A 16,476-nucleotide genomic window follows, 5' to 3' on the forward strand; every position below is an offset into this window, starting at 1 on the left:
GTCGCCTGGGCGCCTGGCCGCCTGCCGTCGGTCGTCGGTCGTCTGCTGCCCGCCGTCGGTCGTCACTGAGAGTGTCCGGATCGTGCCGATTCGGCAGATCGGCCCGACTCCGTGTAATGTCTTCCGGGTCAGCAGGCGCCGCTAGCTCAGTTGGTTAGAGCAGCTGACTCTTAATCAGCGGGTCCGGGGTTCGAGTCCCTGGCGGCGCACATGGCAAGGTCTCAGGCCGTCCACTCCGGTGGGCGGCCTGAGGCGTTTCCGGGGTGGGTACCTTCCCGGTGGGCGGATCTCCGTGGCTGCCCGTCTCGCGATCACCGGGGGTACCCGCGCATGGCTCCGATCACCGTCCGCCCGATACCGGAGGAGCTGCTCCTGCTCTGCGCCGAACCGGTGCGCGGGCGCCTGCGGATCCCGTACTCCGCTCTCCACCAGGCGATCCCCGGCGGCGTCATGGCCGAGCTGCTGGTCAGCGGGGCGATCACCGTCGAGGGCCGGTGGATCACCGGGTTCCGGCCGCTGGGCACGCATGACGAGATCGCGGCCGAGGTGCTCGCCCGGCTGGAGAAGGCGGGCAAGCGCAAGCACCGGTTCGGGCTCGACGCGGCCATCCGTCGGATCCCGCGCAAGCCCGCCCTGCGGCTGTCCCTCGACCGGCTGGCCGCCGACGGCGTGATCACCGTCGAGACGCGCCGCTTCCTCGGCCTGCCGTACCGGCGCTGCACGGCGACCCGCCCTGTCATCGGGCAGGAGATCGCCGCCCGGGTCGCCGACACGCTCGCCCGGAGGGGCGACCGCTCGCCGGCCGCCGAGCGGGACCGGCAACTGGCGGGCCTGCTGGGAGCGGCGGGCCTGCACCGTCGGCTCTACCCCGGCGCGCACGGCGCTCCGACCCGGCGCGCCGTGCGGCGACTGGTCACCGAGCTGCCGATCGCCCGGGCGGTCCGGCGGGCGCGCTCGGCGGACTCGGCGGCGAACAGCGCCTGAGGGGCGGCCGGACGCCGGAGACGGCTCGGGTGTCGGTGGATGTCGGTGGGTCTCGGTGGGTCTCGGTGGATGTCGGCGGGTCTCAGCGGGTGTCCAGGATCGCCGAGGCCACCGCGTCCGGGCGGTCGAACATCAGCAGGTGCCCGGCCGGGGCCGTACTGCGGAAGTCACCGCCGAGCAGCGCGGCGAGGCCCCGCTGGCCGGCCAGCCAGTCCCGGGTACGGCTGCTGCGGCAGCCGTCGTCGGCGGCGAGCACGGTGACCGGGAGGCCGGTCGGCAGCGGTGCGGTGCGGCGCAGGTCGTCCAGTTCGGCGGCCATGTCCAGGTACTGGGTGTTCTCCCGGAGCAGTGCGCGCAGGGCCCGCCCGGTCCGGTAGCAGTGCCGGGCCAGCGGCTCCGGGGCGAGGTCCTCGCGGCGAACCGTCGACGCCCTGGCGACCGCCCGGCGCACGGTGGGCCCGAGCAGGTACGGCACCGCGACGGCCGTGGCCGCGCCCGCGACCGCGCGGGCCACCAGGTCCCGCAGCCCGGGAGCCGGCAGCGGCCGCGGGTTCGGCTCGACGCTGCCGTCCAGCAGGACCAGCCCGGCCGCCCGGCCGGGGTGCAACCGGGCGAAGGCCTCGACGTGGAACCCCGCCAGCGAGTGGCCCGCCACCGTGCACGGCGCCCGCAGTCCGAGCGCGTCCAGCACACCCCGGATGCGGGCCGCCTCGCCCGCCGCCGTCGGGACCGGCCGGGTGGCCGGTTCGGGCGCGCTCAGCCCGTATCCGGGCCGGTCGAAGCGGACCACCGTGCGGTAGGGGGCGAGGAAGGGGACGACGAGGTCCCAGTCGAACCAGCTGCTGCCGAGCCCTCCGGTGAGCAGGCAGACCGGACCGCTCCCCTCGGTGCGCACATGCAGGGGCGTCCCGTTGATCCGCAGGAACATCGCCGCGCCGTGCGCTCCCGGCCCTGGTCCCGTTGCTGCCGCACCCGGCCCTGTCATCGCGGTTCCGCCCCCGTGGCTCCGGTCCGGGCGCGCCCCGGTACACCCCCGGTCGCCGTCGGAGCACCGCTCCGGGCGAGGCTCGCGGCCAGCACCGCCAGCCAGAGCGCGACCAGGAGGACCTGGAGCCGCTGCCCCGCACCGAGCGACCAGGTGCCGCGGCCGGCCTCGAACGCGGCGATCGCGGCCAGGCTCCAGCCGGTGGCCAGCAGCTCACCGGCCAGCAGCCACGGCCCGTACCGGCGGACGGGCGGCCACCAGCCGTAGCGGCGGGCGGCGACGGTGAGCGCGATCAGTCCGCCGAGCGCGCCAAGCATGGCGAGGCTGCTGGTCACCGCGTGTGCGGTGTGGGTGGCCGGCACCAGACCCGCCGTCTCGCGGGCGGCGCACATCTCGTCACTGGTCGGCGCGCAGCTCAGCGGCAGTCGGGAGTCGGCCGCGGTCGCGGCCCCGAACAGGGCGAGCGCCGCCCAGCCGGCCACCGCCCAGGGGTGGCGGCCGAGGGCTCCCCGGGCGGCCGGCCGGCGGGCGGTGCCTCGACGGCCGGTGGCGATGCGGTCGGGAGCGATGCGGCTGGAGGCGACGCCGTCCGGGGCGGCAGGGTCCGGAGCGGCACGGTCGGGGGTGCCGTACGAGCCGGTGAGCAGTGCCGTGCCGGCCGCCGCGAGGACGGCGAGGCCGGCGACCAGGTCGGTGGCCCGGAACAGGCCGCCCAGCGGCTGGTCCTCGGCGGCGAGTTCGCTGATGTACGCCTGGACCGGGTCCAGGCCGGTGCTCAGCACCACCTCCAGCACCCAGGCCGTGTACGCCACCGCGCTGAGCAGCAGCAGGACGGCGACGGCGAGCCGTGCCGTGCGGCGGCCGGGGAGGGAGCTGGGCACGTTCCCACCCTAACCGGGGGGAAACTCCGCCCCAACCGGGCGGAAACGGGCATCGGGACAGGGTCGGGCGGGCTCCGGAAGAGCGCCTCCGCCCCCGGTGGTGCGAGGCACCCGTCCGGACCGTGTATTGTTTTCCAGGTCAGCAGGCGCCGCTAGCTCAGTTGGTTAGAGCAGCTGACTCTTAATCAGCGGGTCCGGGGTTCGAGTCCCTGGCGGCGCACAGACACTTGGGGAGCCTCTCGCAGCAGCGAGAGGCTCCCTGATTTTTTGCCCTCCGACGTCCGATTTGCGTGTGATGTCGGTCTCGCTTGCCGCCCCGACGGAGCCGATCGGCCCGTTCGGCACGTCCTGGGCTGTACACCGGAAACGGGACAAAGGTCCCCGACCGTCGACATTCCCCGTTCGTCCAGGCTGGCACGGTTCGCCCGCAGGAAAGGCCGCCGCTTTGTCCCGAAACACCCAGAGCGGCCGTCGCGCGCCGTCCCTCGGACTCCGCCCGGTGAAGCGCCTGAAGCGCCCCTCGGAGCTCCCGGCCGGCGGCCGGAAGCCCCGCCGCCCGAAGCGCACCGGCTGGCGCCGGCTGATCCCGACCTGGCGGATGAGCCTGCTCGGCCTCGTGGTCGCGCTGCTGCTCGGCGTCGGCCTGTTCGCCCTGGGGATCACCCTGGTGAAGGTGCCGGACGCGCACGCCGCCGCGACCGCCCAGAGCAACACCTGGCTCTACCAGGACGGTTCCGTGATCGCCCGGACCGGCCAGACCAACCGGCAGAACGTCGGCCTGGACAAGGTCTCCCCCGCCGCCCAGCACGCCGCACTGGCCGCCGAGGACCGCAACTTCTACCACGAGGGCGCCGTCAACGTGCCCGGCCTGGTCCGCGCCGCCGTCAACACCGCCAAGGGCGAGGGCACCCAGGGCGGCTCCACGATCACCCAGCAGTACGTGAAGAACACCTACCTGAGCCAGAAGCAGTCCATCACCCGCAAGGTGAAGGAACTCTTCATAGCGATCAAGGTGGATGCCACCGAGACCAAGGACGACATCCTCTCCGGCTACCTCAACACCTCCTACTACGGGCGCGGCGCCTACGGCATCCAGGCCGCCGCCCAGCAGTACTTCGGCGTGGACGCGTCCGCGCTCGACGCCGCCCAGGGCGCCTACCTGGCCGCCCTGCTGAACGCCCCGAGCGCCTACGACGTGGCCACCGCCACCCCGGCGGGCAAGCAGAACGCGGTCAACCGCTGGAACTACGTCCTGGACGGCATGGTGAAGGAGGGCTGGCTCTCCGCCGAGGAGCGGACCGCCACCACCTTCCCCGAGGTCAAGGACCCGCAGGCCCAGCTCGGCCTCTCCGGCCAGGCCGGCTACCTGGTCAACGCGGCGACCGAGTACCTCGCCGCCAACCAGATCATCACCGAGTCCGAGCTGGCCAAGGGCGGCTACACCATCAAGCTGAGCGTCGACCCGGCGCGGCAGCAGGCCCTCCAGGACTCGGTCCAGACGCAGCTGCACGACACCCTCAACCCGGACAAGCGGAAGAAGGACGCGGCCGCCCAGGCCGGCGCCGTCTCGGTCGACCCGAAGACCGGTGCCGTGGTCGCCCTCTACGGCGGCGTCGACTACACCAAGCACTACGTCGACAACGCCACCCGCCGCGACTACCAGGCCGGCTCCACCTTCAAGGCGATCGCCCTGGCGGCGGCGCTGGAGAACGGCGCCAAGACGCAGTCCGGCCAGACCGTCACCCCGCGCACCGTCTACGACGGCACCAGCGGGCGCAAGGTCCGCGGCGGCAAGGGCACCCCGTACGCGCCGCCGAACGAGGGCGACAAGAGCTACGGCCAGGTCACCCTGCAGCAGGCCACCGACTGGTCGGTGAACTCGGTGTTCGCCCAGCTCGCCCAGGACACCGGTCTGCAGAAGGTCCGCGACACCGCCGTCGCCCTCGGCCTGCCCAGCAACTCCCCCGGCCTCGACCCGGTGGCGTCCATCCCGCTCGGCACCGCCACCCCGAGCGTGCTCGACATGGCCGGCGTGTACGCGACGCTGGACAACGGCGGCAAGCAGATCACCCCGTGGCTGGTGCAGTCGGTGGACCGCGAGGGCGAGGCGCTCCCGCTGCCGGCCCACAAGACCACCCAGGCGATCAGCGAGGAGACCGCGCGCCAGGTGACGTCGATGCTGCAGGGCGTCGTCAGCGACCCGGGCGGGACGGGTTGGCGGGCGAAGTCGCTGGGCCGCCCGGTCGCCGGCAAGACCGGGACGACGGACGACCAGAAGTCGGTCTGGTTCGTCGGCTACACCCCCGAGCTGGTGACCTCCGTGGCGCTGTTCGGCCAGGACCCGGCCAGCGGCGCCCAGGTCAGCCTCAGCGGCACCGGCGGGATCGACGGCGCGGCGGGCGGCCAGTACCCCGCGCAGATCTGGACCAGCTACATGAAGGCCGCGCTCAAGGGCCAGCCGGTCACCGACTTCGCCTCGCCCTCGGGCGCGGACTGGTCGGGTGGCGGCGCCTCCTCGGGCGGCCCGGACAGCTCGTCGACGCCCTCCGGGGCGGCCTCGCCGTCGGCCACGCCCGGCAGCGGCGCGACGGGCGGGACCGCGGGCGGCTCGGGCAACGGCTCCGGCGGCGCGACCGGCACACCGGGCGGCTCCGGCGGCTCGGGCTCCACCGGGACCTCCGGGTCCTCCGGCACCAACGGCGGCGATTCGGGCGGCTCGCAGCCCGGTGGCGGTGGCGCGACCACCGCACCGACCCAGCAGCCGACCACCCAGCCGACCGGCCGGCCCACCCGGACGCCGCAGCCGACCACCACGCCCACCACGGCCCCGACCACCGGGCCGACCACCGCGCCCCAGCCTTCGGGCGGCGCGGGCGGCGCGGGGTCGGGGTCGGGCTCGGGGTCAGGTGCGGGCGCGGGAGCGCTGGCGGGGGCCGGCACGGGGCAGTAGGCGGTCCCGCGGCCGTTCCGGTTCTCGTTCGCCCGTTCGTCCGCCCGGGCAGGCGGGCGGGTGCTCGGGCGGACGCGTGCCCGGGTGCCCGGGAGCAGAAGGCTGACCCTCCGCGGACCTGCCACTGCGCACAGTTCAGTGCAGGACCAAATGACGGAATGGCGCCTTACCGAATCGCCGATATGACTGTCACAATGCCTCGGTGCACAGCTCAAAGCCCCTGCCCGGCCGCTCCGCGGGCAGAACCCTCGGTCTCACCCTCGCCCTGGTCTCCGCCTGCGCCTTCGGCGGCTCCGGCACCGCCGCCAAGCCTCTGATCGAGGCCGGCCTCTCACCGCTGCACGTGGTCTGGCTCCGGGTCACCGGCGCGGCCGTGGTCCTGCTCCCGCTGGCCTACCGCCACCGTGCCGCGGTACTCCGACGGCCCGGCCTGCTGATCGGCTTCGGCCTGCTCGCCGTCGCCGGCGTCCAGGCCTGCTACTTCGCGGCGATCTCCCGGATCCCGGTCGGCGTCGCCCTGCTGATCGAGTACCTCGGGCCGCCGCTGCTCATCGGCTACGTGAAGTTCGTCCAGCGCAAGCCGATCAGCCGGGGCGCGGCGGTCGGCGCCGGCGTGGCCGTGGCCGGTCTGGCCTGTGTGGTGGAGGTCTGGAACGGCCTGAGCTTCGATGCGCTGGGCGTGCTGTTCGCCCTCGGGGCGGCCTGCTGCCAGGTCGGCTACTTCGTCCTGGCCGACGCCGGCAGCCAGGGCGACCGCCCGGTCGACCCGATCGCCGTCAGCGCGTACGGCCTGCTGATCGGCGCCGTGGTGCTCACCGCCTTCACCCGCCCCTGGGAGGCCGACTGGGGCCTGCTCGGCGGGGACGTCGTGATGAACGGGCACTCCCTGCCCGCACTGCTCCCGGCCGCCTGGATGATCCTGGTCGCCACCGTGCTCGCCTACCTGACCGGGGTGGTCGCCGTCCGCCACCTGTCGCCCCCGATCGCCGGGGTGGTGGCCAACCTGGAGGCCGTCGTCGCCACCGTCCTGGCCTGGATCCTGCTCGGCGAACACCTGGGCCTGCCGCAGATCGCCGGCGGACTGCTCGTCCTGGCGGGCGCCTTCGCGGCCCAGGCGAGCAAGCCGTCCACGGCACCGGTGGCGGCGGACGGTGTGGCGGGAGCAAGCGCGACGGTCGCCGTGGGCGCTGCGGGTGGGGCTGCCGGTGCCGTGGGCGCGGATGCCCTGGGGACGGGTCCCGTGGGTACTGGTGCGGCGGGTGCGGCGGCTCTCGGTGAGCGGCTGGCGCGGGCTGCCGGGGGCCCGGAGATCGAGGACCGGGGGCCGGTGGACCAGGAGGTCGGGGGCCGGGTGGCCACCGAGCGCGGAACCACCGGCGTCAGCGGCCGACCCAGCCGAACCAGTCGAGGTGATTGAGCGGCCAGACGACGGCGGACACCGGCCCGACCACGTTGTCCACCGGCACGGCACCGCCGCCCGGCCCCCGCTGGTGGTAGCGCGAGTCGGCGGAGTCGCTCCGGTGGTCGCCCTCCACCCAGACGTACCCCTGGGGCACCGTCACCGGACCGAAGTCCATCCCCGCACAGGAGTCGTCCCCGGGGTGGAGATACGGCTCGTCCACCTTCGCCCCGTTGACGGTCAAGGTGGTGCCCGAGCACTGAACGGTCTGGCCACCCGTCGCGATGACCCGCTTGACCAGGTAGTTGTCGTCCTTCGGCGGGACGAGACCGACGAAGCTGAGCACCGATCCCACGGCGCTGGAGACCGGGTTCCCGTCGGTCGGCTGAGGCGGCAGCCAGTCGCCCGGGTCCTTGAACACCACCGGCTGGCCGGGCTTCGGCTCCCAGCCGGTGAGCGGTGCGAACTTGTTCACCCCGACCCGGTCGCCGATCCGCAAGGTGTTCTCCATCGACCCGGACGGGATCATGAACACCTGGAACAGGCAGGTCTTGATCAGCAGCGCGACCACCAGCCCGATCGCCGCCATCACCGGAATCTCGATCCACCAGGGCCGCTGACGACGCCCGGCCCTGCGGCCCTTCGAGCCCCTGGGAGCCCGGGACCCCTTCGGCGCCTTCCGCGAGCGCGCCCGGCGCGCCTCCGCACGGCCGCCACCGGGGGCACCGTGGGCACTACCAGCACCGTGTCCGGCGCCGGTGGCCTGGGCCTGACCGGTCCCGGCATCGCTGTGCGTTTCGGGCAGGTTCACCGCCATCGTCGCTGCTCCACCTCTCCGGCTGGGGGAACCTGCACGCTACGCCAACCCCGAAGCCACGCGAAATCGGGCATTTACCCGCGTCAGACATCTCAGCCCCGTCCCGCCGGGGCCCGGACGGGTACCGGAGCACCACCCGGACGGCGGCGCGCCACGGGCCACGGGCGGTCGCGGGCGACTCCTCGACCGGCCTTCGGGCACGAAGCACGGGTACCGGATCCGCCCCGGCAGCCCGGTCGGTACCCACGGGGATGTCACACGGAGGTGCACGGCGGCGCGAACGGGACCGTTCAGGCGCGGGCGATGGCCTCGTGGTGGCGGATGACCTCGGCGATGATGAAGTTGAGGAACTTCTCCGCGAACACCGGGTCCAGGTGAGCCCCGGCGGCCAGCTCCCGCAGACGCCGGATCTGGTCGCGCTCCCGCGCCGGGTCGGCCGGGGGCAGCTTGTGCTCGGCCTTGAGCCGGCCGACCCGCTGGGTCGCCTTGAACCGCTCCGCCAGCATGTGGACCACCGCGGCATCGATGTTGTCGATGCTCTCGCGCAGGCTGGTCAGCTCGGCCCGCACGGCGTCGTCGATCCCGTCGGACAGTCCGGTCTCGGGGGTCGTGGGGTGATCCGTCATCGGGGCGGCTCCGCGGCTCTGTGGTGGTGGGCACCCGACCCCGTCGGCCGAGGCTCGGGCCCGGGCAAATCTAACAGGGCACCCGGCGCGGATCCGCACCATTGGGCGCATCCGTCCACGATCCGGACGACACGTGAACCGGTGGCCGACCGGCAGGTCAGGCGCCCGGCCAGGGCGATCACCGGACTGCGGGCGGACCGGTGGCCTCCGGGCGCGGCGCCCTGCGGCGTTACGTGTGATCGGCCCCCGGCCTGCCCGTAGGCTGGTGCGCGGCATGACCGGAAGTGACGAGACAGCAGTCCCTCAGTAATGGAGGTACCGATCGTGGCAACCACCCGCACCGCACGCACCGCGTGGGAAGGCAACCTGGTCGACGGCAAGGGTCAGGTGACCTTCGCTTCGTCCGGCATCGGCGAGTACCCGGTCTCCTGGCCGGCCCGCGCCGAGCAGGCGAACGGCAAGACCAGCCCGGAGGAGCTCATCGCGGCCGCGCACTCCGCGTGCTTCTCGATGGCCCTGTCGCACGGCCTGGCCGGCGCCGGCACCCCGCCCACCAAGCTGGACACCCAGGCCGATGTCACCTTCCAGCCCGGCACCGGCATCACCGGCATCCACCTGACCGTCACCGGCGAGGTGCCGGGCCTGGACGAGGCCGGCTTCGTGAAGGCCGCCGAGGACGCCAAGGCGAACTGCCCGGTGAGCCAGGCCCTGACCGGTACGACCATCACGCTCACGGCCAACCTGGCCTGACGCAGCAAGGTCTGCCGCGTCACGTAGGGCGTTTCGGCGTTTCGGCGTTCGGCGTTTCGGCGTTTCGGCGCCCGTTCGGCCCGCCCGGCCGAGGCCCGGCTCGGAACTCCGGCGTCGCGACGACGTCCGGCGCCGCGACGTTCTGACGGCCTGCCGCCCTGACACTTCGCCCGGGCCTCCCGCGCTCGGGCGAAGTGCGCGGCGCGTTCCCAGCGCTCAGCAAGCGCTCAGGGGCGCACTTTTGGAGCACACGCCCCTGGCGCACATCATGTGATGTGTACCGGGGGCGTCTGCATGTATCACTACACATGCCGCGAAAGCGGGCGAATCACTCTGGCGGCGGTCACCGCGTGTTGCCGCCGCGTCCTATGATCGGCCGCAGCGCCCTGTTCTTCACGCGGATCCCCACGCGAGCGCTCCACCGCGAGCGTTGCGCATCGGACCGCGAGGACCTCGACAGAGTGCGGGAGCCGGCCACCGCAGTTCCACGTGACCGGCCGGACCAGCATCAGGCGTCAGCAGCGGACGGGAGCATGCCGTGCCGGGCCAGAACGAGGGGGCCGACGCACACCACCCAGGCGTGCGGCACGAACAACCGCAACACCACCGCCACCTCATCTCTCCGATCCTCCGCCCGGCCAACGGCTCAGCCGCCACCGCCCTCGACAACTCCCCCGGCGCCGTGGGCGACACCGGCCCCGCTACCGGCGCCGGCACCGAGGCGACCCCCGGCCGCCGTCCCGGCGCGCCGCCCGGCTCCGGGTCGGACGGTGCGGTCGGCACCGGCGTCGTCCTCTGCCCCACCTGCTCGACCCCGCTCACCAACGGGGTGCACCGAACTGCCGGCGGCGCCGACGTCACCCCCGGGAACACCGACCGCCTGCTGGCCGCGCTGAGCGCCAGCGAATCCCGTTTCCGGGCCGCCTTCTGCGACGCCGGCATCGGCATGGCCCTGATCGACCCCGACGACCGGATCATCGAGGTCAACCCCGCCTTCGCCGCCCTGGTCGGCTGCGGCGTCGGCGACCTGGTCCACACCCACATCCACGACATCATCGACCCGGAGGGCCTGCCGGACCGGCTCTTCCCCGACCTCGTCCGCGGTGATCGTGAGCGGCTCCGGGTGGAGAAGCAGCTCAAACACCGGGAGGGGCGCACGGTGTGGAGCAAGGTGACCATCTCCCTGATCCGCGACGGCGCCGGCAGCCCGCTGTACACGCTCGCCCTGGTCGAGGACATCACCGAGCAGCGGCGCCTCGGCGACCGCCTGGAGTACCAGGCGCTGCACGACCCGCTGACCCGGCTGCCCAACCGGGCCTTCTTCTTCGAGCGGCTCGACGCCGCCTGCCTCACGACCGGTGGAACGGTCGCGGCCGGGATCCCCGGGGCCGCGCCGGACTCGGCGGAGGCGGGACTGGCGCGACCCGGCACGGCGGAGGCGGGCGCGGTGGAGTCAGGAGCGGTGAGGTCGGGAGCGGTGGGGTCGCGATCGGCCGGATCCGGCACGCCGGGAACGGGCCGGCCGGACGGCCGCCGGGTGGGCGTCTGCTACCTGGACCTCGACGGTTTCGCCGCGATCAACGAGACCCTCGGCCACCACATCGGCGACCAACTGCTGATCGCCGTCGCCACCCGGCTCCGGCACAGCGTCTCCGATCACAGCGCCCATCTGGTCGCCCGGATGGGCGGCGACGAGTTCGCCGTCCTGGTGCCCGACAGCCGGGGCAGCGAGCAGCTGACCGAGCTGGCCGCCCGGATCCTCGAAGCGCTGGAGCGTCCCTTCGACGTGGCTGGGCACCGGCTGGTGGTCACCGCCAGCGTGGGTGTCGTGGAGCGGTCGGTGCACGAGACCACACCCGCCGACCTGGTCAAGGACGCCGACTCCACCCTGTACTGGTCGAAGGCCGACGGCCGGGCCCGCTGGACCCTCTACGACCCGGACCGGGGCGCCCACCAGCTGACCCGCCAACTGCTCGCCACCGCCCTCCGGCCGGCCCTGGAACGCGGCGAGTTCACCATCGAGTACCAACCGCTCGTCGGCCTCGCCGACGGCGCGGTGCACGGCGCCGAGGCCCTGGTCCGCTGGCGCCACCCCTGCTACGGGACGCTCTCGCCGGACCGCTTCATTCCCCTCGCCGAGGAGTCCGGCGCGATCGTGCCGCTCGGCAAGTGGGTGCTGGAGGAATCCTGCCGTCAGGCGCAGCGCTGGCTCACGGAGTTCCCCGACACCGAGACCTTCGTGAGCGTCAACCTGGCCGCCCGTCAGATCTGGGACTCCGACGTGGTCGCCGATGTGGCCCACGCGCTCGACAGCACCGGCCTGCCGGCCCGGCTCCTGCAACTGGAGATCACCGAGAGCGCGTTGCTCGGCCCCGGAGGACGCCCCCTCCAGGCCCTGCAGGCCCTGGCCGACATGGGTGTCCGGATCGCGATCGACGACTTCGGCACCGGCTACTCCAACCTGGCCTACCTCTCCCGGCTGCCGGTGCACGTGCTGAAGCTGGACGGCACCTTCATCGAGGGATTCCGCGACCCGGCCCCGGCCGGCCGCACCGGCCCGCCCGGGGCCGGCTCCCGCCGGAGCGATGCCGACGAGCAGATCGTCGGCGCGATGGTGCAGTTGGCCCACACCCTCGGCCTGACCGTGACCGCCGAGGGCATCGAGAGCGCGGCGCAGGCCGAGCGGCTGCGGCTCACCGGCTGCGACACCGCCCAGGGCTGGTACTTCGCCAAGCCCGGTGAGGCGGAGCACGTCGCGGCGATACTCCGCGAGAGCCGCCCCCGGCCGGACAAGCGGTAACGGCAGTTCGGCAGTTCGGCAGTTCGGCAGTTCACAGCCCACCGGCCCACCGGCCCGGCGCCGCGACGGCAGCGGCTCGGCGCGGTCGAGAACGGATCGGGCGGCTCCCGCCCCGGAGGCGGGCACGCACACCGAACTCGTCGGCGGGCAAGGGGACTCCGCCTCCCACCGACGAGTTCGGGCGCCTGCGGGCTCAGGCCGTTTCGGCCGCCTGGCCGGTGAGCCCGTAGGCCCGGGCGATCAGCCCGTAGGAGCGGTGCCTGGCCTCGTGGCCGTGGATGTGCGAGGTGACCATCAACTCGTCCACCCCCGTCCGCTTGCGCAGCGCCTCCAGCCCGTCGGCGACCTCACCGGGCGAGCCGAGGACGACGTTGCCCAGCCAGTCGTCGACGAAGTCGGCCTCCACCGGGCTGTACGGGTAGCTCTCGGCCTCCTCAGGGGTGGGGATCGGGCCCGGATTCCCCCGGCGGAGCCGGAGCATTCCGAGCGCCGAGGAGCGCGCGAGCCGCCGGGCGGCCTCCCGGTCGTCGGCTGCGACCGCGTTCACCCCGATCAGCGCGTACGGCTCGTCGAGGACGGCCGAGGGGCGGAACGACGAGCGGTAGAGGTCGAGGGCCGGGATGGTGTTGGTGCTGCTGAAGTGGTGCGCGAAGGCGAAGGGCAGGCCGAGCCGGCCGGCCAGCTGGGCGCTGAAGCCGGAGGATCCGAGCAACCAGACCGGCGGCCGCCCGTCACTCCGGGGGACGGCCGTGAGCCGGGCGTAGGGGTGCCCGTCCGGGAAGTCGCCGTCGAGGAAGTGGGTCAGCTCGGCGAGCTGCTGGGGGAAGTCGTCGGCCCCCTCACCCAGGCCGCGCCGCAGTGCCCGGGCGGTCGCGGGGTCGGTGCCGGGGGCACGGCCGAGCCCGAGGTCGATCCGGCCGGGGTGCAGGGCCTCCAGGAGGCCGAACTGCTCCGCGATCCCCAGCGGAGCGTGATTGGGCAGCATCACTCCGCCGGACCCGAGCCGCAGCGTCGTGGTGTGGGCCCCGAGGTGGGCGAGCAGGACGGCGGGGGTGGAGCTGGCGACACCCGGCATGCCGTGGTGCTCGGCCACCCAGAACCGGTGGTAGCCCCATTCCTCGGCGCTGCGGGCCAGGGCCGTCGTCGAGGCCAGCGCCTCGGCCGGGGTGTAGCCGACGCCCACGGTGGCCAGGTCGAGGATGGAGAGCGGCGCGGGCGCCGTGCCCCGGACGGTGCCCCGGATCGCCGCGTGGCTCTGCGGTCCGGGCCCGCGCTCCTGCTGGTCGTCGGTGGTCATGCCGTCCGCCCTCCTGGCCGTCCTGGTGCTGTCCGTGTGGCGTCCCGGGCGACCGCCTGCCTGGCCTGCGGTCGCCACTGCCAAGGGAGGTCAACCACGCCACCGGTCCCGGTGTTCCCGGTGCAAGGTGTCACTGTGCGACGAACCGCCTACCGACCGTTCGGCTGACTCAGAGCCAGCGAGCGGACACGCGTGGCGACTTCACGCCAGAGCGGGAAGTCGCCAGCCGCAGGGCTCGCGATCGGCGGGCGGCGTCCGGCAGGCTATGGATCAGAGCGGATCACCCAAACCGGATCCGCCCCCACCTGCAAGGTCATCGGGCTGGACCAGCGCCGATCGATCCCCGCGAGCCCCTGGAACGGCACCCCGCTCCAGGGGCTCGCGTCTTGTGATGCCCAGCACAGCCGGGGTGCTTCATGGCATGAAAAGTCGAGGCGCTAGCGTTACCCCCTGCAGCCATCTGCTCCCCCGGGCAGCCTGGAGGGAGTACCTACTTTGGACATCGCGGCGGTGATCGGATCCTCATGGATCTGCGCCCTGGCGCTCTGCGCCGTACTGGGAGACGCGTTTCTCCCCTTCATCCCCAGCGGAACACTGGTCATCCTGGCCGTGCTCAAGACGGCGCAGATAGACGGTGCGCCGGTCGTGCTGGGGCTCGGCGTGGCAGTCGCCTCGTTCCTCGGTGACCTCCTGCTGCTCTCACTGGCCCGCCGGGGCGCCCCCTCGGTCCAGCGTCGCCTCGAACACCGCCCGCAGCTGGCGGCCAGCGTGGCCCGGGTCCAGCAGGCGTTGGACGGGCGGACCACCGGGGCGGCAGCCGCCATGGTGGTGGTCGCGCGATTCGTACCGGCCGGCCGGACCATCCTCGACCTGGCCATCGGCCACTCCCCCGCGCACGCCCACCCGCACCGGTTCCTCCGCTGGTCGGCGTTGGCCGCCCTGATCTGGGCCGCCTACATCGTCACGCTGGGCTGGCTCAACAGCCACTGGTTCGACACCGCCTGGCTGAGCCTTGCGGTCTCCTGCACCGCCGCCACCATGGTCAGCACCGCCATCGCCCGGATCGTGCGGCGCAACCGTCGGCTCGTCATCAACTGACGCCCGCACGCTCCACGACACGGAGCGGGAGCGCCACCGAACCCGGTACCGGCGCCGGCCTCGGCGCCGCAACGCCGTGACGCCGTGACGCCGTGCCATCGCGACGCACCGGACCTCCCAGGCACCCGATGCACTACAGGGCGCCGCCCCGCGGGACGCCCCCTTCGCGGCACCCGCCGATCGATGCCCAACGTTCGACACCCCAAGGTTCAGCGACCCAGCGCTCGGCAACTCAGCGCTCAGCGACCCAGAGCTCTGGGTTCACGAGGACCGGGTGGCCGATCGGCTCGGCCTGCCGACAGCTGGTCGCCCAAGACTGTGCAAAGCGTCACAGGACGGCAACAGAACGCTGGTTGTTGCAGCCCGTCCGGGCCGGGTAGGCGTGTTCACTGTCGATGGACCTCGGCACCTTGGTGCCCTCTGCGTCCACATGGCATGCTAACGGCGTATTAATCATCAATTGCCCGATTTGACCGGTACGGCCCACTGACGCCATTTCGACCCGGCCAGCGGCACCCAGGGGAGACCATGACCAGCATCTCGCGCAGGACCGTGCTCAGTGCCACCGCCGCGACTGTGGCGCTCGGGGCGGTCGCGGCGTGCTCCAGCGGCGGATCGGGTTCAGGGTCGAGTCCCTCCGCTCCCGGTCCGGGCGGCACCGGCACCGGCACCGGCGGGCCGACGGGGAGCGGCAGTCCGACCACGGGCGCGTCCAAGGGGACTCCCATCGGCGACGGCTCCACTTCCGACACCGGCCCCCAGCCGAACCAGCCCAAGGCGGAGAAGCTCAAGCCCGGCGAGCGGCCGCCGCAGTTCGTGGTGTTCTCCTGGGACGGCGCCGGCGGCACCGATGACGGCCAGTTCCCCCGCTTCCTCAAGCTGGCCGAGGAGCACAAGGCCGCCATGACCTTCTTCCTCTCCGGGATCTACACCCTCCCGAAGGGCAAGGCCGACCTCTACCACCCGCCGAAGCACGCGGTCGGCGCGTCCGACATCCCGTACCTCTCGGACGGCGCGGTCAAGACCACGCTCAAACTGATCAGCCAGGCCTGGTCGGCCGGCCACGAGATCGGCACCCACTTCAACGGGCACTTCTGCTCGACCCGTTCGGACGGCAACGGTGTCAACAAGTGGACCCCCGAGGACTGGCAGAGCGAGATCGACCAGGCGGTCTCGTTCGTGACCCAGTGGCGCACCAACACCGGCTTCACCGACGTCGACCCGCTCCCCTTCGACTACAAGAAGGAGCTCATCGGCGGCCGCACCCCGTGTCTGGAAGGGCAGAAGGCGCTGCTGCCGACCGCGGCCGCCCTGGGGTGGAAGTACGACGCCAGTTCCTCCGGCGGTCAGCAAATATGGCCGCAGAAGGTGCAGGACGGCAAGATATGGGACTTCCCGCTGCAGAGCATCCCGTTCCCCGGGCACGCGTTCCAGGTGCTCTCGATGGACTACAACATCCTCGCCAACCAGTCGGCCGGCAGCACCAAGGGCGACCCCTCCAAGTACAACGACTGGCGTTCCCAGGCGCGGGACGCCTATCTGGCCGGATTCGACCGCGCCTACAACGGCAACCGTGCGCCGTTCTTCATCGGCAACCACTTCGAGCAGTGGAACGGCGGGATCTACATGGACGCCGTCGAAGAGACGCTCAAGACCATCGCGGCCAAGCCGGAGGTCCGGCTGGTCTCCTTCCGGCAGCTGGTCGACTGGCTGGAGGTCCAGGACCAGTCCACGATCCGCAAGCTGCGTTCGCTGAACGTCGGACAGGCGCCGACCGGCGGGTGGGGGACCTTCCTCGGCGCCGCCGGGTGAGCAGTTCACGGCGGTGACACCGCAGGGGGGACGGGCCGGCGAGGCGGGGTGCCTCGCCGGCCGATCCGTACCCCGGG

General features: G+C 73.0%; 12 protein-coding genes and 2 tRNA genes. 9 read left to right on the forward strand and 5 right to left on the reverse strand.

What is annotated here, in order from left to right:
- Positions 1-135: 135 nt before the first annotated feature.
- Together ACWDRR_RS29455 and ACWDRR_RS29460 are read left to right on the forward strand one after the other, a co-directional pair.
- Positions 136-209: transfer RNA gene (locus tag ACWDRR_RS29455), tRNA-Lys, on the forward strand.
- 121 nt (positions 210-330) lie between these two features.
- Positions 331-984, forward strand: a complete 654-nt coding sequence (locus tag ACWDRR_RS29460) for a GOLPH3/VPS74 family protein (RefSeq protein ID WP_449775276.1) — start codon at positions 331-333, stop codon at positions 982-984.
- An 82-nt stretch (positions 985-1,066) separates the two neighbouring features.
- Here the strand turns inward: ACWDRR_RS29460 and ACWDRR_RS29465 are convergent, their stop codons facing one another.
- Both ACWDRR_RS29465 and ACWDRR_RS29470 read right to left on the reverse strand, forming a co-directional pair.
- Entirely contained in the window at positions 1,067-1,912 is an 846-nt protein-coding gene (locus ACWDRR_RS29465) for an alpha/beta fold hydrolase (RefSeq protein WP_449775277.1), read from the reverse strand.
- Between the two features lie 53 nt (positions 1,913-1,965).
- Positions 1,966-2,850 (reverse strand): DUF998 domain-containing protein, encoded by an 885-nt coding sequence (locus tag ACWDRR_RS29470; protein ID WP_449775278.1) that lies wholly within the window; start codon positions 2,848-2,850, stop codon positions 1,966-1,968.
- A gap of 146 nt (positions 2,851-2,996) precedes the next feature.
- Here ACWDRR_RS29470 and ACWDRR_RS29475 point away from each other — a divergent pair.
- The 3 genes from ACWDRR_RS29475 (at position 2,997) to ACWDRR_RS29485 (ending at position 7,217) form a co-directional block, all read left to right on the forward strand.
- Positions 2,997-3,070, forward strand: a tRNA-Lys gene (locus ACWDRR_RS29475).
- Between the two features lie 279 nt (positions 3,071-3,349).
- Entirely contained in the window at positions 3,350-5,800 is a 2,451-nt protein-coding gene (locus ACWDRR_RS29480) for a transglycosylase domain-containing protein (RefSeq protein WP_449775279.1), read from the forward strand.
- A 220-nt stretch (positions 5,801-6,020) separates the two neighbouring features.
- Positions 6,021-7,217 carry an EamA family transporter gene (locus ACWDRR_RS29485; RefSeq protein ID WP_449775326.1) on the forward strand — a complete coding sequence of 399 codons (1,197 nt, stop codon included), beginning with the start codon at positions 6,021-6,023 and terminating at the stop codon, positions 7,215-7,217.
- Here the strand turns inward: ACWDRR_RS29485 and lepB are convergent.
- Both lepB and ACWDRR_RS29495 read right to left on the reverse strand, forming a co-directional pair.
- Positions 7,180-7,788, reverse strand: coding sequence for a signal peptidase I (gene lepB, locus ACWDRR_RS29490; protein ID WP_449775280.1), 609 nt, complete (start codon positions 7,786-7,788; stop codon positions 7,180-7,182). The two genes, ACWDRR_RS29485 and lepB, sit on opposite strands and share 38 nt — an antisense overlap.
- Positions 7,789-8,306: 518 nt before the next feature.
- Positions 8,307-8,642, reverse strand: a complete 336-nt coding sequence (locus tag ACWDRR_RS29495; protein ID WP_449775281.1) for a chorismate mutase — start codon at positions 8,640-8,642, stop codon at positions 8,307-8,309.
- 324 nt (positions 8,643-8,966) lie between these two features.
- On the opposite strand from ACWDRR_RS29495, the gene ACWDRR_RS29500 reads away from it, so the two are divergent.
- Both ACWDRR_RS29500 and ACWDRR_RS29505 read left to right on the forward strand, forming a co-directional pair.
- Entirely contained in the window at positions 8,967-9,392 is a 426-nt protein-coding gene (locus tag ACWDRR_RS29500) for an OsmC family protein (RefSeq protein ID WP_449775282.1), read from the forward strand.
- Between the two features lie 580 nt (positions 9,393-9,972).
- On the forward strand, positions 9,973-12,192 hold the full coding sequence (locus ACWDRR_RS29505) for a putative bifunctional diguanylate cyclase/phosphodiesterase (protein ID WP_449775283.1): 2,220 nt from the start codon (positions 9,973-9,975) through the stop codon (positions 12,190-12,192).
- 193 nt (positions 12,193-12,385) lie between these two features.
- Here the strand turns inward: ACWDRR_RS29505 and ACWDRR_RS29510 are convergent, their stop codons facing one another.
- A complete protein-coding gene (locus tag ACWDRR_RS29510) occupies positions 12,386-13,489 on the reverse strand; it encodes an LLM class flavin-dependent oxidoreductase (RefSeq protein WP_449775284.1) in 1,104 nt (367 codons plus the stop codon).
- 510 nt (positions 13,490-13,999) lie between these two features.
- On the opposite strand from ACWDRR_RS29510, the gene ACWDRR_RS29515 reads away from it, so the two are divergent.
- Both ACWDRR_RS29515 and ACWDRR_RS29520 read left to right on the forward strand, forming a co-directional pair.
- Entirely contained in the window at positions 14,000-14,587 is a 588-nt protein-coding gene (locus ACWDRR_RS29515; protein WP_449775285.1) for a DedA family protein, read from the forward strand.
- Positions 14,588-15,115: 528 nt separating this feature from the next.
- A complete protein-coding gene (locus ACWDRR_RS29520; RefSeq protein ID WP_449775286.1) occupies positions 15,116-16,399 on the forward strand; it encodes a hypothetical protein in 1,284 nt (427 codons plus the stop codon).
- Positions 16,400-16,476 lie beyond the last annotated feature (77 nt).

This window comes from Kitasatospora sp. NPDC003701, assembly GCF_053587085.1.